The 19,543-nt window shown below is 68.8% G+C and carries 19 protein-coding genes; 9 read left to right on the forward strand and 10 right to left on the reverse strand.

Translation table 11 applies throughout. From position 1 onward, the window contains the following. Positions 1-8 precede the first annotated feature (8 nt). The 3 genes from ACWAT3_RS01260 to tkt are packed head-to-tail and all read right to left on the reverse strand — an operon-like array spanning position 9 to position 4,824. A complete protein-coding gene (locus ACWAT3_RS01260; RefSeq protein WP_460795234.1) occupies positions 9-1,616 on the reverse strand; it encodes a glucose-6-phosphate isomerase in 1,608 nt (535 codons plus the stop codon). Beyond that, on the reverse strand, positions 1,613-2,725 hold the full coding sequence (tal, locus tag ACWAT3_RS01265) for a transaldolase (protein WP_460795236.1): 1,113 nt from the start codon (positions 2,723-2,725) through the stop codon (positions 1,613-1,615). The genes ACWAT3_RS01260 and tal overlap by 4 nt, the downstream gene beginning before the upstream one ends. After that, on the reverse strand, positions 2,722-4,824 hold the full coding sequence (gene tkt / locus ACWAT3_RS01270) for a transketolase (protein ID WP_460795238.1): 2,103 nt from the start codon (positions 4,822-4,824) through the stop codon (positions 2,722-2,724). Before tkt ends, tal begins: the two co-directional genes overlap by 4 nt. A 148-nt stretch (positions 4,825-4,972) precedes the next feature. Here tkt and ACWAT3_RS01275 point away from each other — a divergent pair, with 148 nt between their 5' ends. After that, on the forward strand, positions 4,973-5,983 hold the full coding sequence (locus ACWAT3_RS01275) for a heme o synthase (RefSeq protein WP_460795240.1): 1,011 nt from the start codon (positions 4,973-4,975) through the stop codon (positions 5,981-5,983). 51 nt (positions 5,984-6,034) lie between these two features. Here ACWAT3_RS01275 and ACWAT3_RS01280 read toward each other — a convergent pair whose 3' ends face one another. Both ACWAT3_RS01280 and ACWAT3_RS01285 read right to left on the reverse strand, forming a co-directional pair. Then, on the reverse strand, positions 6,035-6,454 hold the full coding sequence (locus tag ACWAT3_RS01280; protein WP_460795241.1) for a hypothetical protein: 420 nt from the start codon (positions 6,452-6,454) through the stop codon (positions 6,035-6,037). A 68-nt stretch (positions 6,455-6,522) separates the two neighbouring features. Next, complete coding sequence (locus ACWAT3_RS01285; RefSeq protein WP_460795243.1) at positions 6,523-7,605, reverse strand: COX15/CtaA family protein; 1,083 nt, start codon at positions 7,603-7,605, stop codon at positions 6,523-6,525. A 235-nt stretch (positions 7,606-7,840) separates the two neighbouring features. Between ACWAT3_RS01285 and sufB the strand changes: the two genes are divergently transcribed. The 8 genes from sufB to ACWAT3_RS01325 are packed head-to-tail and all read left to right on the forward strand — an operon-like array spanning position 7,841 to position 14,732. Beyond that, positions 7,841-9,259: a Fe-S cluster assembly protein SufB gene (sufB, locus tag ACWAT3_RS01290; protein ID WP_460795244.1), complete on the forward strand. Its 1,419-nt coding sequence runs from the start codon at positions 7,841-7,843 to the stop codon at positions 9,257-9,259. Beyond that, positions 9,260-10,465 (forward strand): Fe-S cluster assembly protein SufD, encoded by a 1,206-nt coding sequence (sufD, locus tag ACWAT3_RS01295; protein ID WP_460795246.1) that lies wholly within the window; start codon positions 9,260-9,262, stop codon positions 10,463-10,465. Continuing rightward, positions 10,462-10,788 carry a non-heme iron oxygenase ferredoxin subunit gene (locus tag ACWAT3_RS01300; protein ID WP_460795248.1) on the forward strand — a complete coding sequence of 109 codons (327 nt, stop codon included), beginning with the start codon at positions 10,462-10,464 and terminating at the stop codon, positions 10,786-10,788. Before sufD ends, ACWAT3_RS01300 begins: the two co-directional genes overlap by 4 nt. Next, positions 10,789-11,559, forward strand: a complete 771-nt coding sequence (sufC, locus tag ACWAT3_RS01305) for a Fe-S cluster assembly ATPase SufC (RefSeq protein WP_460795250.1) — start codon at positions 10,789-10,791, stop codon at positions 11,557-11,559. Positions 11,560-11,568: 9 nt separating this feature from the next. Further along, entirely contained in the window at positions 11,569-11,898 is a 330-nt protein-coding gene (locus tag ACWAT3_RS01310; RefSeq protein WP_013586729.1) for a metal-sulfur cluster assembly factor, read from the forward strand. A gap of 1 nt (position 11,899) precedes the next feature. Beyond that, positions 11,900-13,045 (forward strand): MalY/PatB family protein, encoded by a 1,146-nt coding sequence (locus ACWAT3_RS01315; protein WP_460795252.1) that lies wholly within the window; start codon positions 11,900-11,902, stop codon positions 13,043-13,045. Next, positions 13,042-14,415 (forward strand): MFS transporter, encoded by a 1,374-nt coding sequence (locus ACWAT3_RS01320; protein ID WP_460795254.1) that lies wholly within the window; start codon positions 13,042-13,044, stop codon positions 14,413-14,415. Before ACWAT3_RS01315 ends, ACWAT3_RS01320 begins: the two co-directional genes overlap by 4 nt. Further along, positions 14,412-14,732: a CHY zinc finger protein gene (locus ACWAT3_RS01325; RefSeq protein WP_460795256.1), complete on the forward strand. Its 321-nt coding sequence runs from the start codon at positions 14,412-14,414 to the stop codon at positions 14,730-14,732. Before ACWAT3_RS01320 ends, ACWAT3_RS01325 begins: the two co-directional genes overlap by 4 nt. Here ACWAT3_RS01325 and ACWAT3_RS01330 read toward each other — a convergent pair. The 5 genes from ACWAT3_RS01330 to ACWAT3_RS01350 form a co-directional block, all read right to left on the reverse strand. Continuing rightward, positions 14,686-15,996, reverse strand: coding sequence for an acyltransferase family protein (locus ACWAT3_RS01330; RefSeq protein WP_460795258.1), 1,311 nt, complete (start codon positions 15,994-15,996; stop codon positions 14,686-14,688). The genes ACWAT3_RS01325 and ACWAT3_RS01330 overlap by 47 nt on opposite strands. Positions 15,997-16,095: 99 nt before the next feature. Further along, positions 16,096-16,764 (reverse strand): response regulator, encoded by a 669-nt coding sequence (locus ACWAT3_RS01335; RefSeq protein WP_460795260.1) that lies wholly within the window; start codon positions 16,762-16,764, stop codon positions 16,096-16,098. Next, positions 16,761-18,128, reverse strand: a complete 1,368-nt coding sequence (locus ACWAT3_RS01340) for a histidine kinase (RefSeq protein WP_460795262.1) — start codon at positions 18,126-18,128, stop codon at positions 16,761-16,763. The genes ACWAT3_RS01335 and ACWAT3_RS01340 overlap by 4 nt, the downstream gene beginning before the upstream one ends. Before the next feature lie 5 nt (positions 18,129-18,133). Further along, complete coding sequence (locus ACWAT3_RS01345) at positions 18,134-18,808, reverse strand: DedA family protein (protein WP_460795263.1); 675 nt, start codon at positions 18,806-18,808, stop codon at positions 18,134-18,136. A gap of 36 nt (positions 18,809-18,844) precedes the next feature. After that, a complete protein-coding gene (locus ACWAT3_RS01350; protein ID WP_460795265.1) occupies positions 18,845-19,477 on the reverse strand; it encodes a TetR family transcriptional regulator in 633 nt (210 codons plus the stop codon). Positions 19,478-19,543: the final 66 nt, after the last annotated feature.

The raw sequence follows: 19,543 nt of genomic DNA on the forward strand, positions 1-19,543 counted from the left end.
CCTGTGAGCTACTTCTGAGCGGCTTCGAAAAGGGATAGCACGTCGTCGGCGGAGTCCGTGATCGTCAAGGACACCACGGGTCGCCCGTGCTCGGCGAGGACAGCGGCATCTCCGGCGGCCTGCGCCTGGATGAGCTGTCCGAACGTGAAGGGGCGCTCGGGGATCTCGAGATCCACATCCGTGCGCTCCAGGATCTGCAGGAACACGCCCTGTTCGGGCCCGCCCTTGTGGTACTGGCCGGTCGAGTGCAGGAACCGGGGTCCCCAGCCGAACGTCGTCGGGCGACCGGAATCGGCGGCGACCAGCTCGCGCAGGCCGGGCAGCTGGGTCAGCTCGAGACGGTTGACGTAGGCCTGGATGGACACGTAGCCGTCGGCGGGGAGCTGCGCCCAGAGCGCGTCAAGGACGCCCTCGAGCGTTCCGGATGCCGCGAGGGCCGCATCGCTGACCCTGACCTCGACGCCGTTCTCGACGAAGACCGGCGCGGTCTGCTCAGGCCGGGCATCGAGCAGGCCGCGTGCCGCGACCTTCGCCGATTCCACGTCCGGCTGATCGAACGGGTTGATGCCGAGCAGATGACCGGCGATCGCGGTCGCGTACTCCCACACGATGAAGTTCGCGCCCAGCGTTCCACTGACGAGGATCTCACCGGGGTGACGCTCATGCAGGTGGAACTCGTTCGCGTCGTCGACCAGGCGGACGATCTGGAGATCGTCCGGAAGCGGGTCGAGCTCCGGCGACACTTCCAGGAGCACGACGGGCAGGATGCCGGTGCCGCCCTTGCCGGTGGACTCCGCGATCAGCTGCTCGATCCAGTCCGGCAGCCCGCTGATGTGCGTACCATCGGTGATCAGGCCCAGCTTGTCGCGGCGCGGCGAGGAGCCAGCGATCGCGGCAGCGAGGCGCAGCGCCGGATTGGATGCTTCATCGACCGCGACCTCGAGCAGCGAGGCCTCGGCCTCGTCGAGGAGCTCGGCGATGTCGACGCCGGCGAGGCCGGACGGCACGAGACCGAAGGCGGTGAGCGCGGAGTAGCGCCCGCCGACGTTCGGATCGGCATTGAACACCCGGTAGCCGGCCGCACGCGCGGACGCGTCCAGGGGCGATGCGGGGTCGGTCACGACCACGATGCGCTCGGCTGGATCGATCCCGAGGTCGCGGAACGCTGCCTCGAACGTGCGGCGCTGCGAATCGGTCTCGACGGTCGAACCGGACTTCGACGAGACGACGAGAACGGTGCGCTCGAGCCCCTCATCGAGGGCCGCGAGCACCTGCCCCGGCGCAGTCGAGTCGAGGATCGTGAGCGGCACGCCGGCGGTCTGCGCGATGACCTCAGGCGCGAGCGACGATCCGCCCATACCCGCGAGGACGACGCGGTCGACGCCGCGGGCGCCGAGCTCGGCGCGCAGCGCCGAGATCTCGGCGACCAGCGGACGCGAGGTCGAGACGGCCTCGACCCAGCCGAGGCGGACAGCCGCCTCGGCCTCGGCCGCCTCGCCCCACAGCGTCGAGTCGCCCGCGGTGATCCGCGAGGCGACCAGGTCGCCGACGAGGCCGGGAACGACCTCGTCGATGGCGACCTTCGGCACGCCGGTGGCGTGCAGGGAGAATGTCATCGCTGCGCCTCGAGGCCGGCGGCGACCTGCGTGAGCAGATCGTGCCAGGAGTCGATGAACTTCGCGACGCCCTCGTCCTCGAGCACCTGGGTGACGTCGTCGAAGTCGACGCCCACCTCGGCCAGACCGGCGAACACGGCCTTCGCGTCCTCGTAGCCGCCCGTGATGGTGTCGCCGGTGATGACGCCGTGGTCGAAGGTCGCCTCGAGGGTCTTCTCCGGCATCGTGTTGACGACGCCCTGAGCGACGAGTTCGGTGACGTACAGGGTGTCGGGGAGCGCAGGGTCCTTGACGCCGGTGGATGCCCACAACGGACGCTGGAGGTTCGCACCGGCATCCAGCAGCGCCTTGGCGCGGTCGCCGGCGAACGTCTGCTCGTAGAGCTCGTAGGCGAGACGCGCGTTCGCGAGGCCCGCCTTGCCCTTGAGCGCCTCGGCGGCGTCCGTTCCGATCGCGCTGAGGCGCTTGTCCGTCTCGGTGTCGACGCGCGACACGAAGAACGAGGCGACCGACTGGATCGTCGACAGATCGATGCCTGCGGCCTTGGCGGTCTCGAGCCCGGTCAGGTAGGCGTCGATGACGGCGGCGTAGCGCTCCAGGCTGAAGATCAGCGTGACGTTGACGCTGATGCCGGCGCCGATCGCCTGCGCGATGGCGGGCAGGCCGGCCTTGGTCGCGGGGATCTTCACGAGAAGGTTCGGGCGGTCGATCTTCGCCCACAGCTCCTTGGCCTGAGCCACGGTGCCGTCGGTGTCGTGCGCGAGGTCGGGGGAGACCTCGATCGACACGCGGCCGTCGACGTGACCGGAGGCCTCCCAGACCGGGCGGAAGACGTCGAGGGCGGCGCCCACGTCCTGCGTCGTCGCGGCGAACACGGCTTCTTCGGCCGTGGCTCCCGATGCGGCGAGCTCGGTGACCTGGGCGTCGTACGACGTGTCGTCCGGGTTCGTGATCGCGTTCGCGAAGATCGTGGGGTTCGTGGTCACGCCGGTGACGTTGCGCGACTCGATCAGCTCGGCGAGGTTGCCGGAGTTGATGCGGGTGCGCGAGAGGTCGTCCAGCCAGATGCTGACGCCTGCGTCGTGGAGCTGGGCTGTGGGGGTGCTCATGCGTTCTCCTTGATGGTCTCGCGCGCCGCCTCGACGACGGCTTCGGCGGTGATGCCGAACTTCTGGAACAGGGTCTTGTAATCGGCGGATGCGCCGAAGTGGTCGATGCCGATGGAACGGCCCTTGTCGCCGACGATGCCGCGCCAGCTCAGCACGGAACCGGCCTCGACCGAGACGCGCGCCGTGACCGCAGCGGGAAGGACGGACTCGCGGTACTCGGCATCCTGCTCGGCGAACCACTCCAGCGACGGAGCGGACACGACACGAGCGTTCACGCCTTCGGCGGCCAGGGTCTCGCGGGCGGAGACCGCCAGCTGAACCTCGGAGCCGGTCGCGACGATGATGACGTCCGGAGTGCCGTTCGGCGCTTCGGCCAGCACGTACGCGCCCTTGGCGGTGTTGTCCGCTGCGGCGAAGACGTCGCCGGATGCCGCACCCTCACCACGTGCCACGTTCGGCACGTTCTGTCGGGTCAACGCGATGCCGACGGGCCCGCCATGGCGACGCAGGATCTCGAGCCATGCGGCTGCCGTCTCGTTGCCGTCTGCGGGGCGGACCACTGTGAAGTTCGGGATCGCGCGGAGCGTCGCGAGCTGCTCGATCGGCTGGTGGGTCGGCCCGTCCTCGCCAAGCGCGACGGAGTCGTGCGTCCAGACGAAGATGCTCGGGATGTCCATCAGCGCGGCCAGACGCACCGCGGGGCGCATGTAGTCGCTGAAGATGAGGAACGTGCCGCCGAACGAGCGGGTCTTGCCGTGCAGCGTGATGCCGTTGAGGATCGAGCCCATGGCGTGCTCGCGGATGCCGAAGTGCAGGACACGACCGTAGGGGCTGCCCGACCAGTCGTGCGTCGACCACTCGGCGGGGATGAAGGAGGACGCCGGCGAGATCGTGGTGTTGTTGGACCCGGCGAGGTCGGCCGACCCGCCCCACAGCTCGGGGAGCTCGGGGGCCAGGGCGTTGATGACCTTGCCGGAGGCCGCGCGGGTGGAGACCTCGGTGCCGCCCTCGAAGACGGGAAGGGCTTTCTCGATGCCATCGGGGAGGACCTGCGCCTCGAGGCGGTCGAGCAGAGCCTTGCGCTCCGGGTTGGCTACGGCCCATGCGTCGAAGTCCGCCTGCCAGGCGGCGCGCGTCTCAGCGGCGCGACCGGCGAGTGCGCGAGTGTGCGAGATGACGGCCTCTTCGACCACGAAGCTCTTCTCGGGGTCGAATCCGAGGACCTCCTTGGTCGCGGCGACCTCGTCCGCTCCGAGCGCGTTGCCGTGCACGGACTCGGTGCCCTTCTTGTTGGGCGCCGGGTAGCCGATGATCGTCTTCAGGATGATGAGCGTGGGCTTGCCGGTCTCGGCCTTGCCCTCCTCGATCGCGTCGAGGAGCTCCTGCGCGTCCTCGATGTACTCGCCGGTGCGGGTCCAGTCGACCGAGAGCACCTGCCAGCCGTACGAGCGGTAGCGGGCAGCGACATCCTCGGTGAACGAGACGTTGGTGTCGCCCTCGATCGAGATCTGGTTGGAGTCGTAGATGGCGATGAGGTTGCCGAGCTGCTGGTGGCCGGCGAGCGAGGAGGCCTCGCTCGTCACGCCCTCCTGGAGGTCGCCGTCGCCCGCGATCACGTACACATTGTGGTCGAACGGGCTGGTGCCCTCAGCGGCCTCGGGGTCGAACAGTCCGCGCTCGTAGCGTGCGGCGTACGCGAAGCCGACGGCGGAGGCGAGGCCCTGGCCGAGCGGACCAGTGGTGATCTCCACGCCCTTAGTGTGCCCGTACTCCGGGTGACCGGGGGTCAGCGAGCCCCAGGTGCGCAGCGCCTCGAGGTCGGACAGCTCGAGGCCGAAACCGCCGAGGTAGAGCTGCACGTATTGGGTGAGCGACGAGTGACCCACCGAGAGGATGAAGCGGTCGCGACCGAGCCAGTCCGTGTCGGTCGGGTCGTGGCGGAGCACGCGCTGGTAGAGGAGGTAAGCCACCGGCGCGAGGCTCATAGCGGTGCCGGGGTGACCGTTGCCGACCTTCTGGACGGCGTCAGCCGCCAGAATTCGTGCGGTGTCCACCGCGCGTCGATCGATCTCTTCCCACTGCAATTGCGACACGGTCATGCCCTTTCCGACAATTTCGAGGGCGCCCGAATTCCCTGGCGCTCCGCATCGTCACGGAGGGTGCACAGCGCCGGGCGCGCGAGTGGTTTCAGCATAGCCCGGTTGATTCGCTCACAACGCGTGTCTTACGGAGTGAGGTAACAATCGCGTGACCGGTCACGGAATGCGCCGCGACACGGCTCGGCCGCCCGGGTGTCGTAGACTGGATGCGGTATGGCGCTTTCGCGCGGAGGAGGGGATCGAGATCTCGACGCAGACGCAGTCGGTCGCACCGAAGCACTCGCTCGGACGCACGGTGAAGGCGTACATCGCCCTCACCAAGCCTCGTGTCCTCGAGCTGCTGCTGGTGTCCACCGTCCCCGTGATGTTCCTGGCCGAGGGCGGGCTCCCCGATCTCTGGCTCGTGCTGGCCACCGTCATCGGCGGCGCGATGAGCGCCGGTTCGGCCGCTGCGTTCAATATGTATCTGGACCGCGACATCGACGCGCACATGCACCGCACGGAGAACCGTCCGCTCGTGACGGGCGAGGTCACCCCCCGTGGTGCGCTGATCTTCTCCTGGACGCTGGCGATCGTCTCCACGATCTGGCTCCTGCTGACCACGAACTGGTTGGCCGCCACGCTGTCGGCCGTCGCCATCTTCTTCTACGTCGTGATCTACACGATGATCCTCAAGCGCCGCACGGAGCAGAACATCGTCTGGGGCGGAATCGCCGGGTGCTTCCCCGTGCTCATCGGCTGGGCCGCGGTCACCGGTTCGCTGGACTGGCCGGCGCTCATCCTGTTCCTGCTCGTGTTCCTCTGGACGCCGCCGCACTACTGGCCGCTGTCGATGAAGTACAAGGACGACTACGAGGACGTCGATGTTCCGATGCTGGGCGTCACGCGCCACGCGTCGCAGGTCGGACTGCAGGTCATCCTGTACGCATGGGCGACCATCGCGTGCTCGCTTCTGCTGATCCCGGTCGCCGGGATGGGCCTGGTCTACACGGTGTCGGCTGTGGTCTTCGGCGGCTGGTTCATCTACGAATCGCACCGCTTGTACAACCGTGCGGTGCGCGGCACCGAGCCGCGTCCCATGCGCGTTTTCCACGCCTCGATCACGTATCTGACGCTGATCTTCGTCGCCGTGGCGATCGACCCGCTGCTGCCGTTCTGACGCTGTGACGATGGTGCCCGCACCGGTTCCGGTGCGGGCACCATGCGTTGGTCAGCGAACCGTGTTCGGCTCCTCGACGGGCCGCTCTGCGTCCTGTGCAGGCTCGATGGTCGCGTCATCGGATGCCGCGGGCTCATCAGCCTTCGCCGAGGCGTCGTCTGCGGCATCCGCTGCCGTCCAGTCGATCGTCTCGACGACCTGGACGTTCGCGCGAGGGACCAGGGTCTTCGCCGCGGCGACGGCGAGGGCGAGGAAGAGCCCGATGATGCCGCCCGCGACCAGCGCGCCGCCGAAGACGACCCACGCCTGACCGGCGTACACCTCGACTCCGGTGGCGGTACCGTCGAGGAGCGTGGTGGTCATCACCCCGATCTGATCCGTCGTGATCCATGCCCCGAGGCCCAGAGCGGCCAGGGACAGGACCAGCAGAAGCCAGTACGGGATGCTGCGGAGGAGTGCCGTGTTCTTCATGCCCGCCACTCTGCGCGACGCGGCGATGAGTGACGTGTGCGCGGCCTATGACTGGGCTGTGCGCGGACTCAGTGCGAGGCGGCCGGCTGCTTCAGGTTCAGCACCACGACCGTGTAGGCGGCCGCGGACAGCGAAGCCAGCACCATGTGGATCCCGACGAGGATCTCCGGCAGGCCCTCCCTCGCCTGCCAGACGCCCACGCCGATCTGCACCAGGACGGCCGCGGCCAGCACGAGCAGCCAGCCGCGCACCGGCGTCCGAAGGATCCATGCCGAGACGGCGAGCACGGCGATCAGCGCCGCGAGGATATAGCCGGGCCAGGAGTGCACGTGCGCGAGGATCGTCGCATCGAAGCCGTTGCGCACGATCGCCGCGTCCCCGGAGTGGGGGCCCGATCCCGTCGTCAGCACGCCGAAGAGGATCGTCGCGGCGAGCACGAGTCCGGTGACGTGCGTGAGGATCGCGAACCAGCGGGGCACCGCGCGCTCCCGTGCGCCGCCGGGGGCGCGCATGCGCACGAGATAGGCCGCTGTGACGCACACCAGCAGCAGCGATGAGACGTAGTGGAATCCCACCACGAAGGCGTTCAGGTCGGTCACGACGGCGAGGCCGCCAACGACCGCCTGCGCCATGACACCGGCCAGGACGATCCAGGCCAGCGCCGCGAGGTCGCGGCGGCGTGGGACGCGGCGCAGCGAATCGATCATGGCGAGCACCACGGCGAGCAGCAGCGCCCCGGAGAAGAAGCCGAAGGCGGGCAGGCCGAAAGGCGCCGTCACCGCATAGGCCACGATGCCGACGGCGATGCCGCCGAGGGCGAACCACACCGCGCGCAGCACGAGGGCCCTGCCGGCGATCGCCGCGAGCGTGAGGAACAGGACCGCCAGCGCCAGGATGCCCACCAGGCCCGTCATCGTGCGGTTGCCGAACTCGATGATGCCGTGGATGCCCTGTTCGGGCAGCGGAACGAGCGACTCTGGCGTGCACAGCGGCCATTCCGAGCATCCGAGGCCCGAGCCGGTCAGGCGAACGGCACCGCCGGTGCCGATGATGATCACTTCCGCGAGGAACGAGAGCCAGGCGAGCACGCGCAACGGCGCGCCGATCACGATCCGGGTGTCGGTGGACGGCGTAGCGGAACTCGTGAGCATGGGGCCTCCGGTTCGCGCTCTGTTACTCGGGGGCGGCCCGGAGGACAGGGCGAACCTGTAGAATCGGATTGTTGCGATGCGCGCGAGAAAGCGCGGGATGCATCACCAACAGTTTAGGCGCGATGATCGCGTCGTGATGAGGGCCCCACAGCGGCATCCACACCCCGGTCACTCGACGGGGCTACGGCATGCCGGAGCGGATGACACCGCCAGGGTTCTACGAGGAGAGTGTGAGATGTCGGATGTGCTGATCGACCGCCCGGAGCTGGATGGCCTGGGGGTGTACGAATTCGGCTGGCACGATGAGGATGCCGCAGGCGCCGTCGCCAAGCGCGGCATCTCCGAAGAGGTGGTCCGCGGGATCTCTGCGCTGAAGAGCGAGCCCGAATGGATGCTGAAGACGCGCCTCAAGGGCTATCAGCTCTTCGGTCGCAAGCCTATGCCGACCTGGGGCGCTGACCTCAGCGAGATCGACTTCGACAATATCAAGTACTTCGTGCGATCCACGGAGAAGCAGGCGCAGTCGTGGGAGGACCTCCCCGAGGACATCCGGGAGACCTACGAGCGCCTCGGCATCCCCGAGGCCGAGCGCCAGCGCCTGGTCGCCGGCGTCGCCGCGCAATACGAGTCCGAGGTCGTCTACCACCAGATCCGCGAGGACCTGGAGGAGCAGGGCGTCATCTTCATGGACACCGACACCGCCCTGCGCGAGCACCCCGAGTTCTTCGAGGAGTACTTCGGCACCGTGATCCCGGCCGGCGACAACAAGTTCGCCGCGCTCAACACGGCCGTCTGGTCCGGCGGATCGTTCGTCTACGTCCCCAAGGGCGTGCACGTCGAGATCCCGCTGCAGGCCTACTTCCGCATCAACACCGAGAACATGGGACAGTTCGAGCGGACGCTGATCATCGCCGACGAGGACAGCTACGTCCACTACATCGAGGGCTGCACCGCCCCGATCTACAAGTCGGACTCGCTGCACTCAGCCGTCGTCGAGATCATCGTGAAGAAGAACGCGCGCGTTCGCTACACGACGATCCAGAACTGGTCGAACAACGTCTACAACCTCGTCACCAAGCGCGCCGTCGCCCACGAGGGCGCGACGATGGAGTGGGTCGACGGCAACATCGGCTCCAAGGTGACGATGAAGTACCCGTCCATCTACCTCATGGGCGAGCACGCCAAGGGCGAGACCCTTTCGGTCGCCTTCGCCGGTCCTGGCCAGCACCAGGATGCTGGCGCGAAGATGATCCATATGGCGCCGTACACGCAGTCCTCGATCGTCTCGAAGTCGATCGCACGTGGCGGCGGACGCGCGGGCTACCGCGGCGAGGTCCGCGTCGACGCGAACGCGCACCACTCGGCGAACACCGTCCGCTGCGACGCGCTGCTCGTCGACACGAAGTCGCGGTCCGACACGTACCCCGCGATCGACATCCGCGTGGACGACGTCCAGCTCGGCCACGAGGCCACGGTCTCGAAGGTCAGCGAGGAGCAGCTGTTCTACCTGCAGTCCCGCGGCATGCCGGAGGACGAGGCGATGGCGATGATCGTGCGCGGCTTCATCGAGCCGATCGCGCGCGAACTGCCGATGGAATACGCGATGGAACTCAACAAGCTCATCGAGATGGGCATGGAAGGATCGGTCGGCTGAATGGCGGCCCAGGCGACAGCGCCCGCTCAGGCGCAGGATACGAACGCGCACATCGACCCCGCAGCCCAGGTGGCGGACGCCGGATTCGTCCCCGTCCAGACCCGCTCTGAGCGACCGCGCTCCTACGAGCCAGGCGACTTCGGCGCTCCCACCGGCCGCGAGGTCAACTGGAAGCACACCCCGGTCAACCAGCTCGCACGGCTCTTCGCCGTCGCGGAGCAGAACGACGGCGTGACCTACGAGGCCATCAGCGGATCCGAGTACGTCTCGACGCCGCTCGCCGCCGGCACGGCGCCCCGCGGGGAGTTCTTCGTCCCCGAGGACGTCATCTCGGCCGTCGCATGGCAGGGCTCCGCCGAGGGCCTGCACGTGCGCATCCCGCGCGAAGAAGAAGTCACCGAGCCTGTGGTCATCTCGATCATCGGCCAGGGCGCCGACCGTCGGGCCGACGCGCACATCGTCATCGAGGCCCTCGAGCACAGCTCGGCGACCGTCGTGCTGCGCCACACCGGATCGGCGCAGTATGCGCAGAACGTCGAGATCATCGCCAGGCCGGGTTCGCGCCTGTCGGTCATCACCGTGCAGCAGTGGGACGATGACGCGGTGCACGCGGCATCCCACCAGGCGCGTGTCGATGCCGACGCACAGCTCAAGCACTCCGTCGTCACCTTCGGCGGCAGCCTGGTGCGCGTGAACCCGAACCTCGAGCTGAGCGGCAACGGCTCAGAGGGCCGCATGCACGGTCTGTCTTACGCGGATGCCGGTCAGCACTTCGAGAGCCAGGTCTACCTGCACCACAAGGGTGCGCATACGGTCGGCGACGTGCTCTACAAGGGCGCGCTGCAGGGCACGAGCGCGCACAGCGTCTGGATCGGCGACGTCCTGATCGGACCGGACGCCACCGGCACGGACTCGTACGAGGCCAACCGCAACCTGGTGCTCACCGAGGGCGCACGCGCCGACTCGATCCCGAACCTCGAGATCCAGACCGGTGACATCCTCGGCGCCGGCCATGCGAGCGCCACCGGGCGTTTCGATGACGAGCAGCTGTTCTACCTGCAGGCGCGAGGGATCACCGAGGAGGAGGCCCGTCGTCTCGTCGTGCTCGGCTTCCTCAGCGACATCGTGCAGCGCCTCGGCATCCCCGCTCTCGAGGCGGAGCTGCTCGCGGCGATCGAGGTCGAGCTCGCGGCGGTGAGCGCGTGAGCGCTCAGCGTGCCTGCGGTCTGAGCGATCTCGAGCAGGACACTCCGCTGCGCGTCGAGCTGGACGGCGTCCCCATGGCGCTCGTCCTGGACTCCGAAGGAACTGTGCACGCCATCGGCGACACCTGCACGCACGGCGACATCTCCCTCGCCGAGGGCTTCGTCGAGGGCGACACGCTGGAATGCTGGGCGCACGGCTCGGCGTTCTCGCTGTGCACCGGCAAGCCCCTGAATCTCCCCGCTTTCGAGCCCGTCCCCGTCTACATCGTCGAGATCGACGGAGACGACGTGCTCATCGACCCCACTGTCATTAAGGAAGTCTGAATGTCTGTTCTCGAGATCCGCGACCTGCACGTGACGGTCGAGACCGAGGCCGGGACCACCCCGATCCTCAACGGAATCACGCTGACCATGCGCACCGGCGAGACCCACGCGATCATGGGGCCCAACGGTTCCGGCAAGTCGACGCTGGCCTACACGATCGCCGGGCACCCGAAGTACACCGTGACCTCCGGCACGATCACCTTCGACGGCGAGGACGTTCTCGCGATGAGCGTCGACGAGCGCGCGCGCGCCGGCCTCTTCCTCGCGATGCAGTACCCGGTGGAGATCCCCGGTGTGACGGTCACGAACTTCCTGCGCACGGCCAAGACCGCGCTCGACGGCGAGGCTCCCTCGATCCGATCGTGGACCAAGGACGTCAAGCAGGCGATGGGCAACCTGCGCATGGACCCGAAGTTCGCGCAGCGCAACGTCAACGAGGGCTTCTCCGGCGGTGAGAAGAAGCGTCACGAGATCCTGCAGCTCGAGGTGCTGAAGCCGAAGTTCGCCGTCCTCGACGAGACCGACTCCGGTCTCGACGTCGACGCGCTCAAGATCGTCTCGGAAGGCGTCAACCGCGCCAAGGAGGCCACCGGCCTCGGTGTGCTGCTGATCACGCACTACACCCGCATCCTGCGCTACATCCGTCCCGACTTCGTGCACGTGGTCGTCGCGGGCAAGATCGTCGAGGAGGGCGGCCCCGAGCTCGCCGACCGGCTCGAGGACGAGGGCTACGACCGCTTCCTCGACCCCGCGTCGCCCATCGAGGCGTAGGCTGAGCGCATGACCGCGACGCTTGCCCCCGAGAAGTACGACGAGGTCACTGAGGCACTCAAGGACGTCATGGACCCCGAGCTGGGGATCAACGTCGTCGACCTCGGACTCATCTACGATCTCGCCTGGGATGACGAGAACGACGCTCTGGTGATCCACATGACGCTCACGAGCGCCGGCTGCCCGCTCACCGACGTGCTCGAGGAGCAGACGGCGCAGGCGCTGGACAATGTGGTGGACCGGTTCCGGATCAACTGGGTCTGGATGCCGCCGTGGGGTCCGGAGCGGATCACGGACGACGGGCGCGACATGATGCGCGCGCTCGGCTTCGCCATCTGAGATGAGGGTCGAAGCGCTCTCGCTGGATCAGCTCCGTGAGCGCTCCAGCGAGAAGTGGCGCGAGTATCCGGCTGACGTGCTGCCGCTGTTCGTCGCTGAGACGGACTTCGCGCTCGGGCCGGAGGTCGTGCGCGCGCTCGAGCGCGCCGTCGCGATCGGCGACACCGGCTACGTCGCGTCGCGCACACCGCTGCCGGACGCGTACGCCGCGTTCGCGGACCGTCGATTCGGATGGACGCCCGATCCCGCGCGGATGCGCTCGACCGCCGACGTCAGCATGGGGATCGTCGAGATCCTGCGGCGTGTGACGTCCCCCGGCGACCGCGTGATCGTGAATCCGCCGGTCTATCCGCCGTTCTACGAGCTCGTCGCCGAGGCGCGTGCCGTCGCCGAGCGCGTGCCGCTGCGCGACACGGGGGCGGGGTGGGAGCTGGATCTCGACGGCATCCGGCTGGCCCTGGATGCCGGGGCGCGGGCCATCCTGCTGTGCAACCCGCACAACCCCACCGGCACCGTGCACTCGGCGGCCTCACTGGCGGCGCTGGCCGAGCTTGCGGCCGAGTTCGGCGCTGCCGTGGTCTCCGACGAGATCCACGCGCCCCTCGTTCAGCCGGGCACGGCGTTCGCGCCGTTCCTGTCGGTGTCGGCGGCCGCCCGCGAGGTCGGCTACGCGGTCGTCAGCGCGAGCAAGGCGTTCAATCTCGCCGGTCTGAAGTGCGCGCTCATGGTCACGGCATCCGACGGGCCGACCCGGCTCGTGCGCGACCTGCCGGTCGAGGTGGAATGGCGCACCGGACAGTTCGGGATGCTGGCCGCCGTGGCGGCCTTCTCGCCCGCGAGCGATCCCTGGCTAGACGGTCTTCTGCTCACGTTGGACGAGAACCGCAGACTGCTCGCCGATCTGCTCGCCGAGCACCTGCCCGAGGCGCGGTATCGGATCCCGGATGCCGGGTATCTCGCGTGGATCGATCTCACCGCGCTCGGGTGGGGGGACAATCCGTCACGCCGGATCCTGCGCGAAGCCAAGGTCGCGCTGCACTTCGGACCCGCGTTCGGCGTCGAGGGCGCCGGACACGTGCGGCTGAACTTCGGCACCAGCCCTGCGATCCTCACGGAGGCGATCGAGCGGATCGCGTCACTGCGATGACCGGTGTCGACGCGAACGACGTCGAGCCGACGATCTGGGATCGGCAGCGGCGCTGGGTGACGCTCGGCGCTGTGGCTCTGATCTTCCTCGCGGCCATCGAGGCGCTGGCGGTCACGACGGTCATGCCAGTGGTGAGCGCTGCGCTGGATGGCGAGGCGCTGTACGCTGTCGCGTTCGCCGGCACGCTGGCGACGAGCGTGATCGGAATGGTCGCCAGTGGCGCGGCATCCGACTCTCGAGGTCCTCGAGCGGCGCTGTACGTCGCCGTCCTCCTCTTCCTCGTCGGTCTCGTCCTCTCCGGCGCTGCCGTGACGATGCATCAGTTTCTCATCGGTCGGCTCGTCCAGGGACTGGGCGCCGGTGGACAGACGGTCGCGCTGTACGTCGTGGTCGCGCGGCTCTACCCGGCCCATCTGCACGGACGCGTGTTCGCGGCGTTCGCTGCGGCCTGGGTCGTTCCCTCGATGATCGGGCCGTTCCTCGCCGGTGCGATCGCGGACTATCTCGACTGGCGCTGGGCGTTTCTCGGTGTGGCCGTGCTCACCGCCGCCGCGTTCGCCATGGTCGCCGTCCGCCTTCGCGGTGTCGACATCGGCGGGGGAGAGCCGCTTCAGCGTCGCGTGGTCGCGGTGCGGCTGGTGCTCTCGGTCATCGTCGCGGGTGCCGCGGTCGCGGTCGGCTTCTCCGCGGACGCCGCTCCCGCGATCGGGTGGCCGATCGCCGTGGTGTCGGTGCTCGTGATCGGATTCGCCCTTCTGCCGCTCGTGCCGCGTGGAACCCTGCGCGCCGCGCGGGGTCTGCCGAGCGTGGTTCTCATGCGCGGGATCGTCGCCGGCGCGTTCTTCGCCGCCGAGGCGTACATCCCGTATCTGCTCATGGAGCGATTCGGCTTCTCGGCTACGCTCGCCGGTCTCGCGCTGACATTCTCGGCGTTCGCGTGGGCAGGAGCATCCGCGCTGCAGGGCCGCTACGGCGATCGCCTGGGCAACACCCGCATCGCCGCTCTCAGCCTCGGACTGGTCCTGGTCGCACTGATCGCGGTCGTGGCGACAGCCGTTCTCGGCCTCTCGCCGATCATCGTCGTGATCTGCTGGGCATTCGCCGGCGGAGGCATGGGCCTGGTGTACCCGCGGCTGACGGTGCTCACGCTCGCGTACTCGCACGGCAACGATCAGGGCTTCAACTCGTCGGCGCTGTCGATCTCGGACTCCGGCGGATCGGCTGTGGCCATCGCCCTGGCCGGCCTCGGCGTCGCGACGTTCGGCGGCGGAGCAGGCGCGTTCTGGTTCGTCTTCGTGTTCGCGATCGCGCTGGTGCTCGTCGCGGCGATCCCCGGATTCCGGCTCGGACACGCGGCGGAGCGTTCATGACCTCCCCTGTCGTGCGCGGCTCGGCCGTCGATGAGCACACCCGCTGCGTCCACTACAACGGACCGCTGGACGTGATCGCCATCCGCTTCGCGTGCTGCGGGGAGTGGTACCCCTGTCTGCGCTGCCATGACGAGGCGGTGGATCACGGCATCCTGCCCTGGCCGATCGATCAGCGGGACGAGCGGGCCGTGTTGTGCGGGGTCTGCCGTTCGACGCTCACGATCGATGCGTATCTCGCCGCGACGAACTGCACGCACTGCGCCGCCCCGTTCAACCCCGGATGCGCGCTGCATCACCCCGTGTACTTCGTGATGTGACCGGCCCGCGGGCCAGGCGCAGCGCGAGCAGGATCAGCAGCGCGGCGGCGAGCGCCGTCAGCGGACTCGTGCCGACGACGAGCAGCAGCACGATCGCGATGAGCCCGCTGAGCACCGCGCCGCCCACGCGCAGCGCCGCCGCCGCCGGAGGCGCAGGCCGCGACTCCCATGCGGCGAGGGGCAGAACGATCAGCGCAGTGAGGCCCAGGACCGTGAGAAGCCAGAGCGGACGGGTCAGCCACCATTCGAATGAGCTCGGCTCGGGGAGTGCCTCCTGTGCGCTCATCGCCCACAGGGCGCTGGCGCCGGCCATCACGAGCAGGACGGGCACGTGCCAGAGGTAGATCGTCATGGCCCGCTTGTTGACGAACTGCTGCAGCGCTGCGGCGCGCGGCCGGCGGCTCCATGTCGACAGCCGACTGCGGAACAGGGACAGTACCATCGTGTGCGCGGTGCCGACGAGGATCAGCGCGGTGGTGGGCGGATTGATATTCGCGATGAGATCGGGCGAGTGGATGCCGGAGATCATGCTGAGCACCAGCAGACCGGCTGCGCCGAGGGCGACGACCACGCGGGTGCGTCGGGAGAGCGCATCGATGCGTCCGTCGGCGAGGAAGAACCCCAGCTGCTGCATCGTCAGCCAGACGAAGGCGAGGTTCACGAAGCCGAGCCCGTCGATGCCGGTCGACAGACGCAGCGCGTCCACGACCACCGCTGCGGCGGCCAGAGCACCGATCGTGCGCAACGGGGCGCGTTCGTGGAGAGCGCAGAGCGCGGGCAGCATCGCCTGGCAGAGCAGGAACACACCGAGGAACCAGAGCGGCTGCCCGTACCGGTACCCGGCGATCTGAAGAAGTTCGGACGGCACACCCACGACGGCGAGCAGCACCAGCGCGGCACCCACGACCGCAATCACGACCACCGCAGGGATGAGGAGTCGATGCAGTCGCCCGGCGACGAAGGATGCGGGCGAGCCGCCGCGCGCGCGAGCGCCGCGGTACGCGATGAACCCGGCGAAGCCGCCGATCACGAAGAACAGTGGCATGACCTGCAGCACCCAGCTCACCGGTGCGATCCACCACGAGCCCTCCGAGGCATTCGCGAACACCGGACCCGCCTGAGTCGCCGTCACCCCGACCATGAGGGCGTGGAGCACGACGACCGCGATGACGCAGAACGCACGGACGAGATCGATTCCGGTGTCGCGCCGGATGCTGCGGGGCAGTGACGGTGAGGCCGCGATGCGCGGCTGGACGGTGGTCACAGGAGGCCTCCTCTGGTCTGTCCCAGGAGGCTATGGAGCCGGTGACCGGCGGCACATCACACCACGGTGTCGACGACGGCCCTACCGTGGTGTGAGCATTCAGGCGGGTTCGACCAGGCCGGCGTCGTAGGCGAAGATGACCGCCTGCACGCGGTCACGCGCGCCGATCTTGGCGAGCACCTTGCCGACGTGGGTCTTGACGGTCTGCTCGGCGATGAAGAGCTCTCGGCCGATCTCGGCATTCGACCGCCCCTGCCCCATGAGCACGAGCACCTCCCGCTCACGGTCGGTGAGGTCGGCGAGCTGGGCCGTGACACGCGAGGCGCGCGGCTTCTGGGCGGCGAACTGCGCGATCATGCGCCGGGTGATGCTCGGGGCCAGGAGGGCGTCGCCGGCGGCGACCACGCGCACCGCCTGCACGAGTTCCTCCGGCAGTGCGTCCTTCAGCAGGAATCCGCTCGCCCCGGCCTGGAGCGCGTCGTACACGTAGTCGTCGATGTCGAAGGTGGTGAGCATGATGATGCGCGGCACCTTCGCTGCCGGGTAGGCCGTGCCGAGGATCCGTCTGGTGGCCTGGATGCCGTCGAGCTCCGGCATTCGCACGTCCATGAGGATGATGTCCGGATCGAGGCGTGCCGAGAGCGCGACGGCCTCGGCGCCGTTCGCCGCCTGACCGGTCACGCGGATGCCGTCGTGCGCGTCGAGGAGGGCCGCGAAGCCCGCCCGGACCATGGCCTGGTCGTCGGCGATGAGAACCTCGATCGTCACACGGAGCCCTTCTGCGCTGGAGTGCCGGGGTGGCGGGGGAGTGCGGCACCGACGGTCCAGCCGCCGTCGGCATCCGGCCCGGCTTCCACGCTACCGCCGAGCAGGCCCGCCCGTTCGGCCATGCCGCGCAGCCCATGGCCGCCGGTCGCCTGTGCCACAGCGGCGACGGGCGCGTTGCGCACGGTGAGCGTCACATTCGTGTCGTCCGAGGCGATGACCACGGTGATCGCGGAGCCGGGCGCGTGTCGGACGGCGTTGCTCAGCGACTCCTGCGTGATCCGGTATGCGGCGATCTGCGTGGCAGCGGCGATGTCTCCCGAGATCGCCATCGACAGCCTGATGTCCGCACCGGCGCGTCTGGTCGTCTCTACGAGCCCGGGGACGTCATCGATCCCGCGCTGCGGTGCGAGCTCGGCCGTGTGGTCCTCGGTGCGCAGGATGCCGAGGATGCGCCGCATCTCGACGAGGGCGTTCCTGGCGGTGCCGGCGATATCGTCGAACTCGGTCACCGCTTCGGCGGGAAGGCCGTCGACGCGATAGCGCGCGGTGGATGCCTGCACCTGGATCAGGGACATGCTGTGTGCGACGACGTCGTGCAGCTCTCTGGCGATCCGCGTGCGCTCCTCGACGAGTTCGCGCTTGGCCTGCTCCTGGGCGGTCAGCGCTCGCTCGCGCGTGAGCTCCTTCCCGACGCGCAGACGACTGGTGAGCAGGACGGCGATCAGATAGATGCCGCCGACCACGGACGTGGTGACGATGAGGGATGAGCCGCTCGCGAAACCGGGGAGCATCAGTGCTGCGACGAAGCCCGCCGCCGTGCCGGAGGCGAACATCACGAGGCCGGTGCGCCAGCCGTGCAGGAAGGTGGGCACGACGACCGCGACGGCGAACGCGAGCAGCATCGGGACGGACCACGGCCACGGCAGGGCGAGCGAAACGTCGCGCGGGACCATGAGCGCCAGCAGCAGTGCGGAGCCGGCGAAGAGCATGACCGCCAGGCTCGGATGCCGTCTGGACACCAGGGGCGCGGCGACCAGGGGCGCTGCGAGCAGCATCGTGAACGCCGTGGGGCTGCCGTACTCCGCCGCGTGCACGGGAACCAGGACCGCGTACAGCGTGACCGCGATCACGGAGAGGATCACGACCAGCACGATCTCGCGGTCGCGCATCCAGGCGGGGAGCCGGGCGATGCGCGCCTCGCGTCGGCGCTGCTTCTCGGCCTGCTTGGACTGCGCCCTGTCCGCCCTGGCTTGCGTCTTGCGCTGGGTCCGCTCGTGCGCTGCCTGCGCTCGTTCGGCTTTTCGTCGGTCGCGCGGGCCGAGCGGCGACTCCTCCGTCGCCTCTGGACCTCGTTCCGCCGTCATGGGAGTCATCCTTCCACCTTCACGAGCGCGGTCGTCGGCAGGGGGCAGTCGAGCGACGGTTCCTGCTCGGCGGTCACGCGCGCCGCCGTGCGTCGGCGCCGGTGAGCCGAGATCCGGTCGATCGCGAAGCCGATGACCAGGGCGAAAGCGACGCCGAGCACCGCGCTCAGCAGCGGCTGCTCCTCGAGCCAGTGCCCGGCCAGCACGCCGATCCCGGCGCTGTAGGCCGCCCAGCAGAGTCCGCCGAGTGCGCTCAGCGGCAGGAAGCGGCGCCAGGGGTAGCGCAGTGCGCCAGCGGTCATGTTGACGGCGACCCGGCCGACCGGGATGTAGCGTGCGCCCAGGATGAGGCCGGCACCGTTGGTCGTCAGAGTCTGTTCAGCGCGGCCGAACGCCGCCGCGACTCGGGGGCGACGCATCCAGCGGAAGCGCCGCGTTCCCGTCCCACGCCCGATCGCATACGCGACGTTGTCGCCGATCATGGCGCCGACGGCTGCGACTCCTGCAAGCAGGAAGAGGTTGGCACCTCCCGTGGATGCCGCGGCAGCCGCCGCAGCGACGAGCACCGTCTCACTTGGCACCGGCGGGAAGAAACCGTCGATGATCGCGACAGCGAACATGACGAGCAGCAACCACGGGGATGCCGCGGCGGCGAGGATGAGCTCGTTGATGACGTCCATGCCACTGACGCTACGAAGCCGGCGGGTAGCCGCACATCACTCCCTGGTATCGACAGGGTCATACTTCAGACGGGTCTTTCGCCTGTCGACCCGCTCGTGGACGCCGTGCAGGAACAGCATCACGCCGTCGTCGAAGGATGCCGAGAGGACGCCGGTCGCATCGTCGCCGGCGTCAGGGAGCACCGCCCCGTGGCTCTCGGCATGCAGACGCTGCTGCACGAGCAGCGCGTGGCCGATGATGAACTGCAGCAGCGTGGTCGCGGCCACCGCGGCATCCTGTGCCCTGGCGCTGAGCACCATGCACAGGTGCTCCTGCGCGCGCGCGACTCCGAAGCCGAGGGCATACGAGCTGAGCACGACTTCGGCACCGTCCCGGTAGGCGAGCAGCGCGTCACGGATGCTGCGGGCGGCGGCCAGGATGTCGGAATCGGTCGCCGCATCGGCGGGGTCGACGACGGGGATGCGGGCGAGGATGCGTTCGGCGACCGCTCCCAGCAGCTCCTGCTTGTTCGCGAAGTGCCAGTACAGCGCGCTCGGCTGCACGCCGAGCTCGGATGCCAGTCGGCGCATGCTCAGGTCGGGGAGGCCGACATCGTCGAGCAGGCGCAGCGCGGTCGCCGTGACGCTGTCGCGATCGTGGCGCCGGTCGGAGTTGCGGGCAACCATCATGCGCTCAGTATACTGAACGCCGTTCAGGTGAACAGTGTTCAGGACGCTGTGTTCAAGATACTCGAG

The organism is Microbacterium sp. GXF0217 (genome assembly GCF_054798195.1).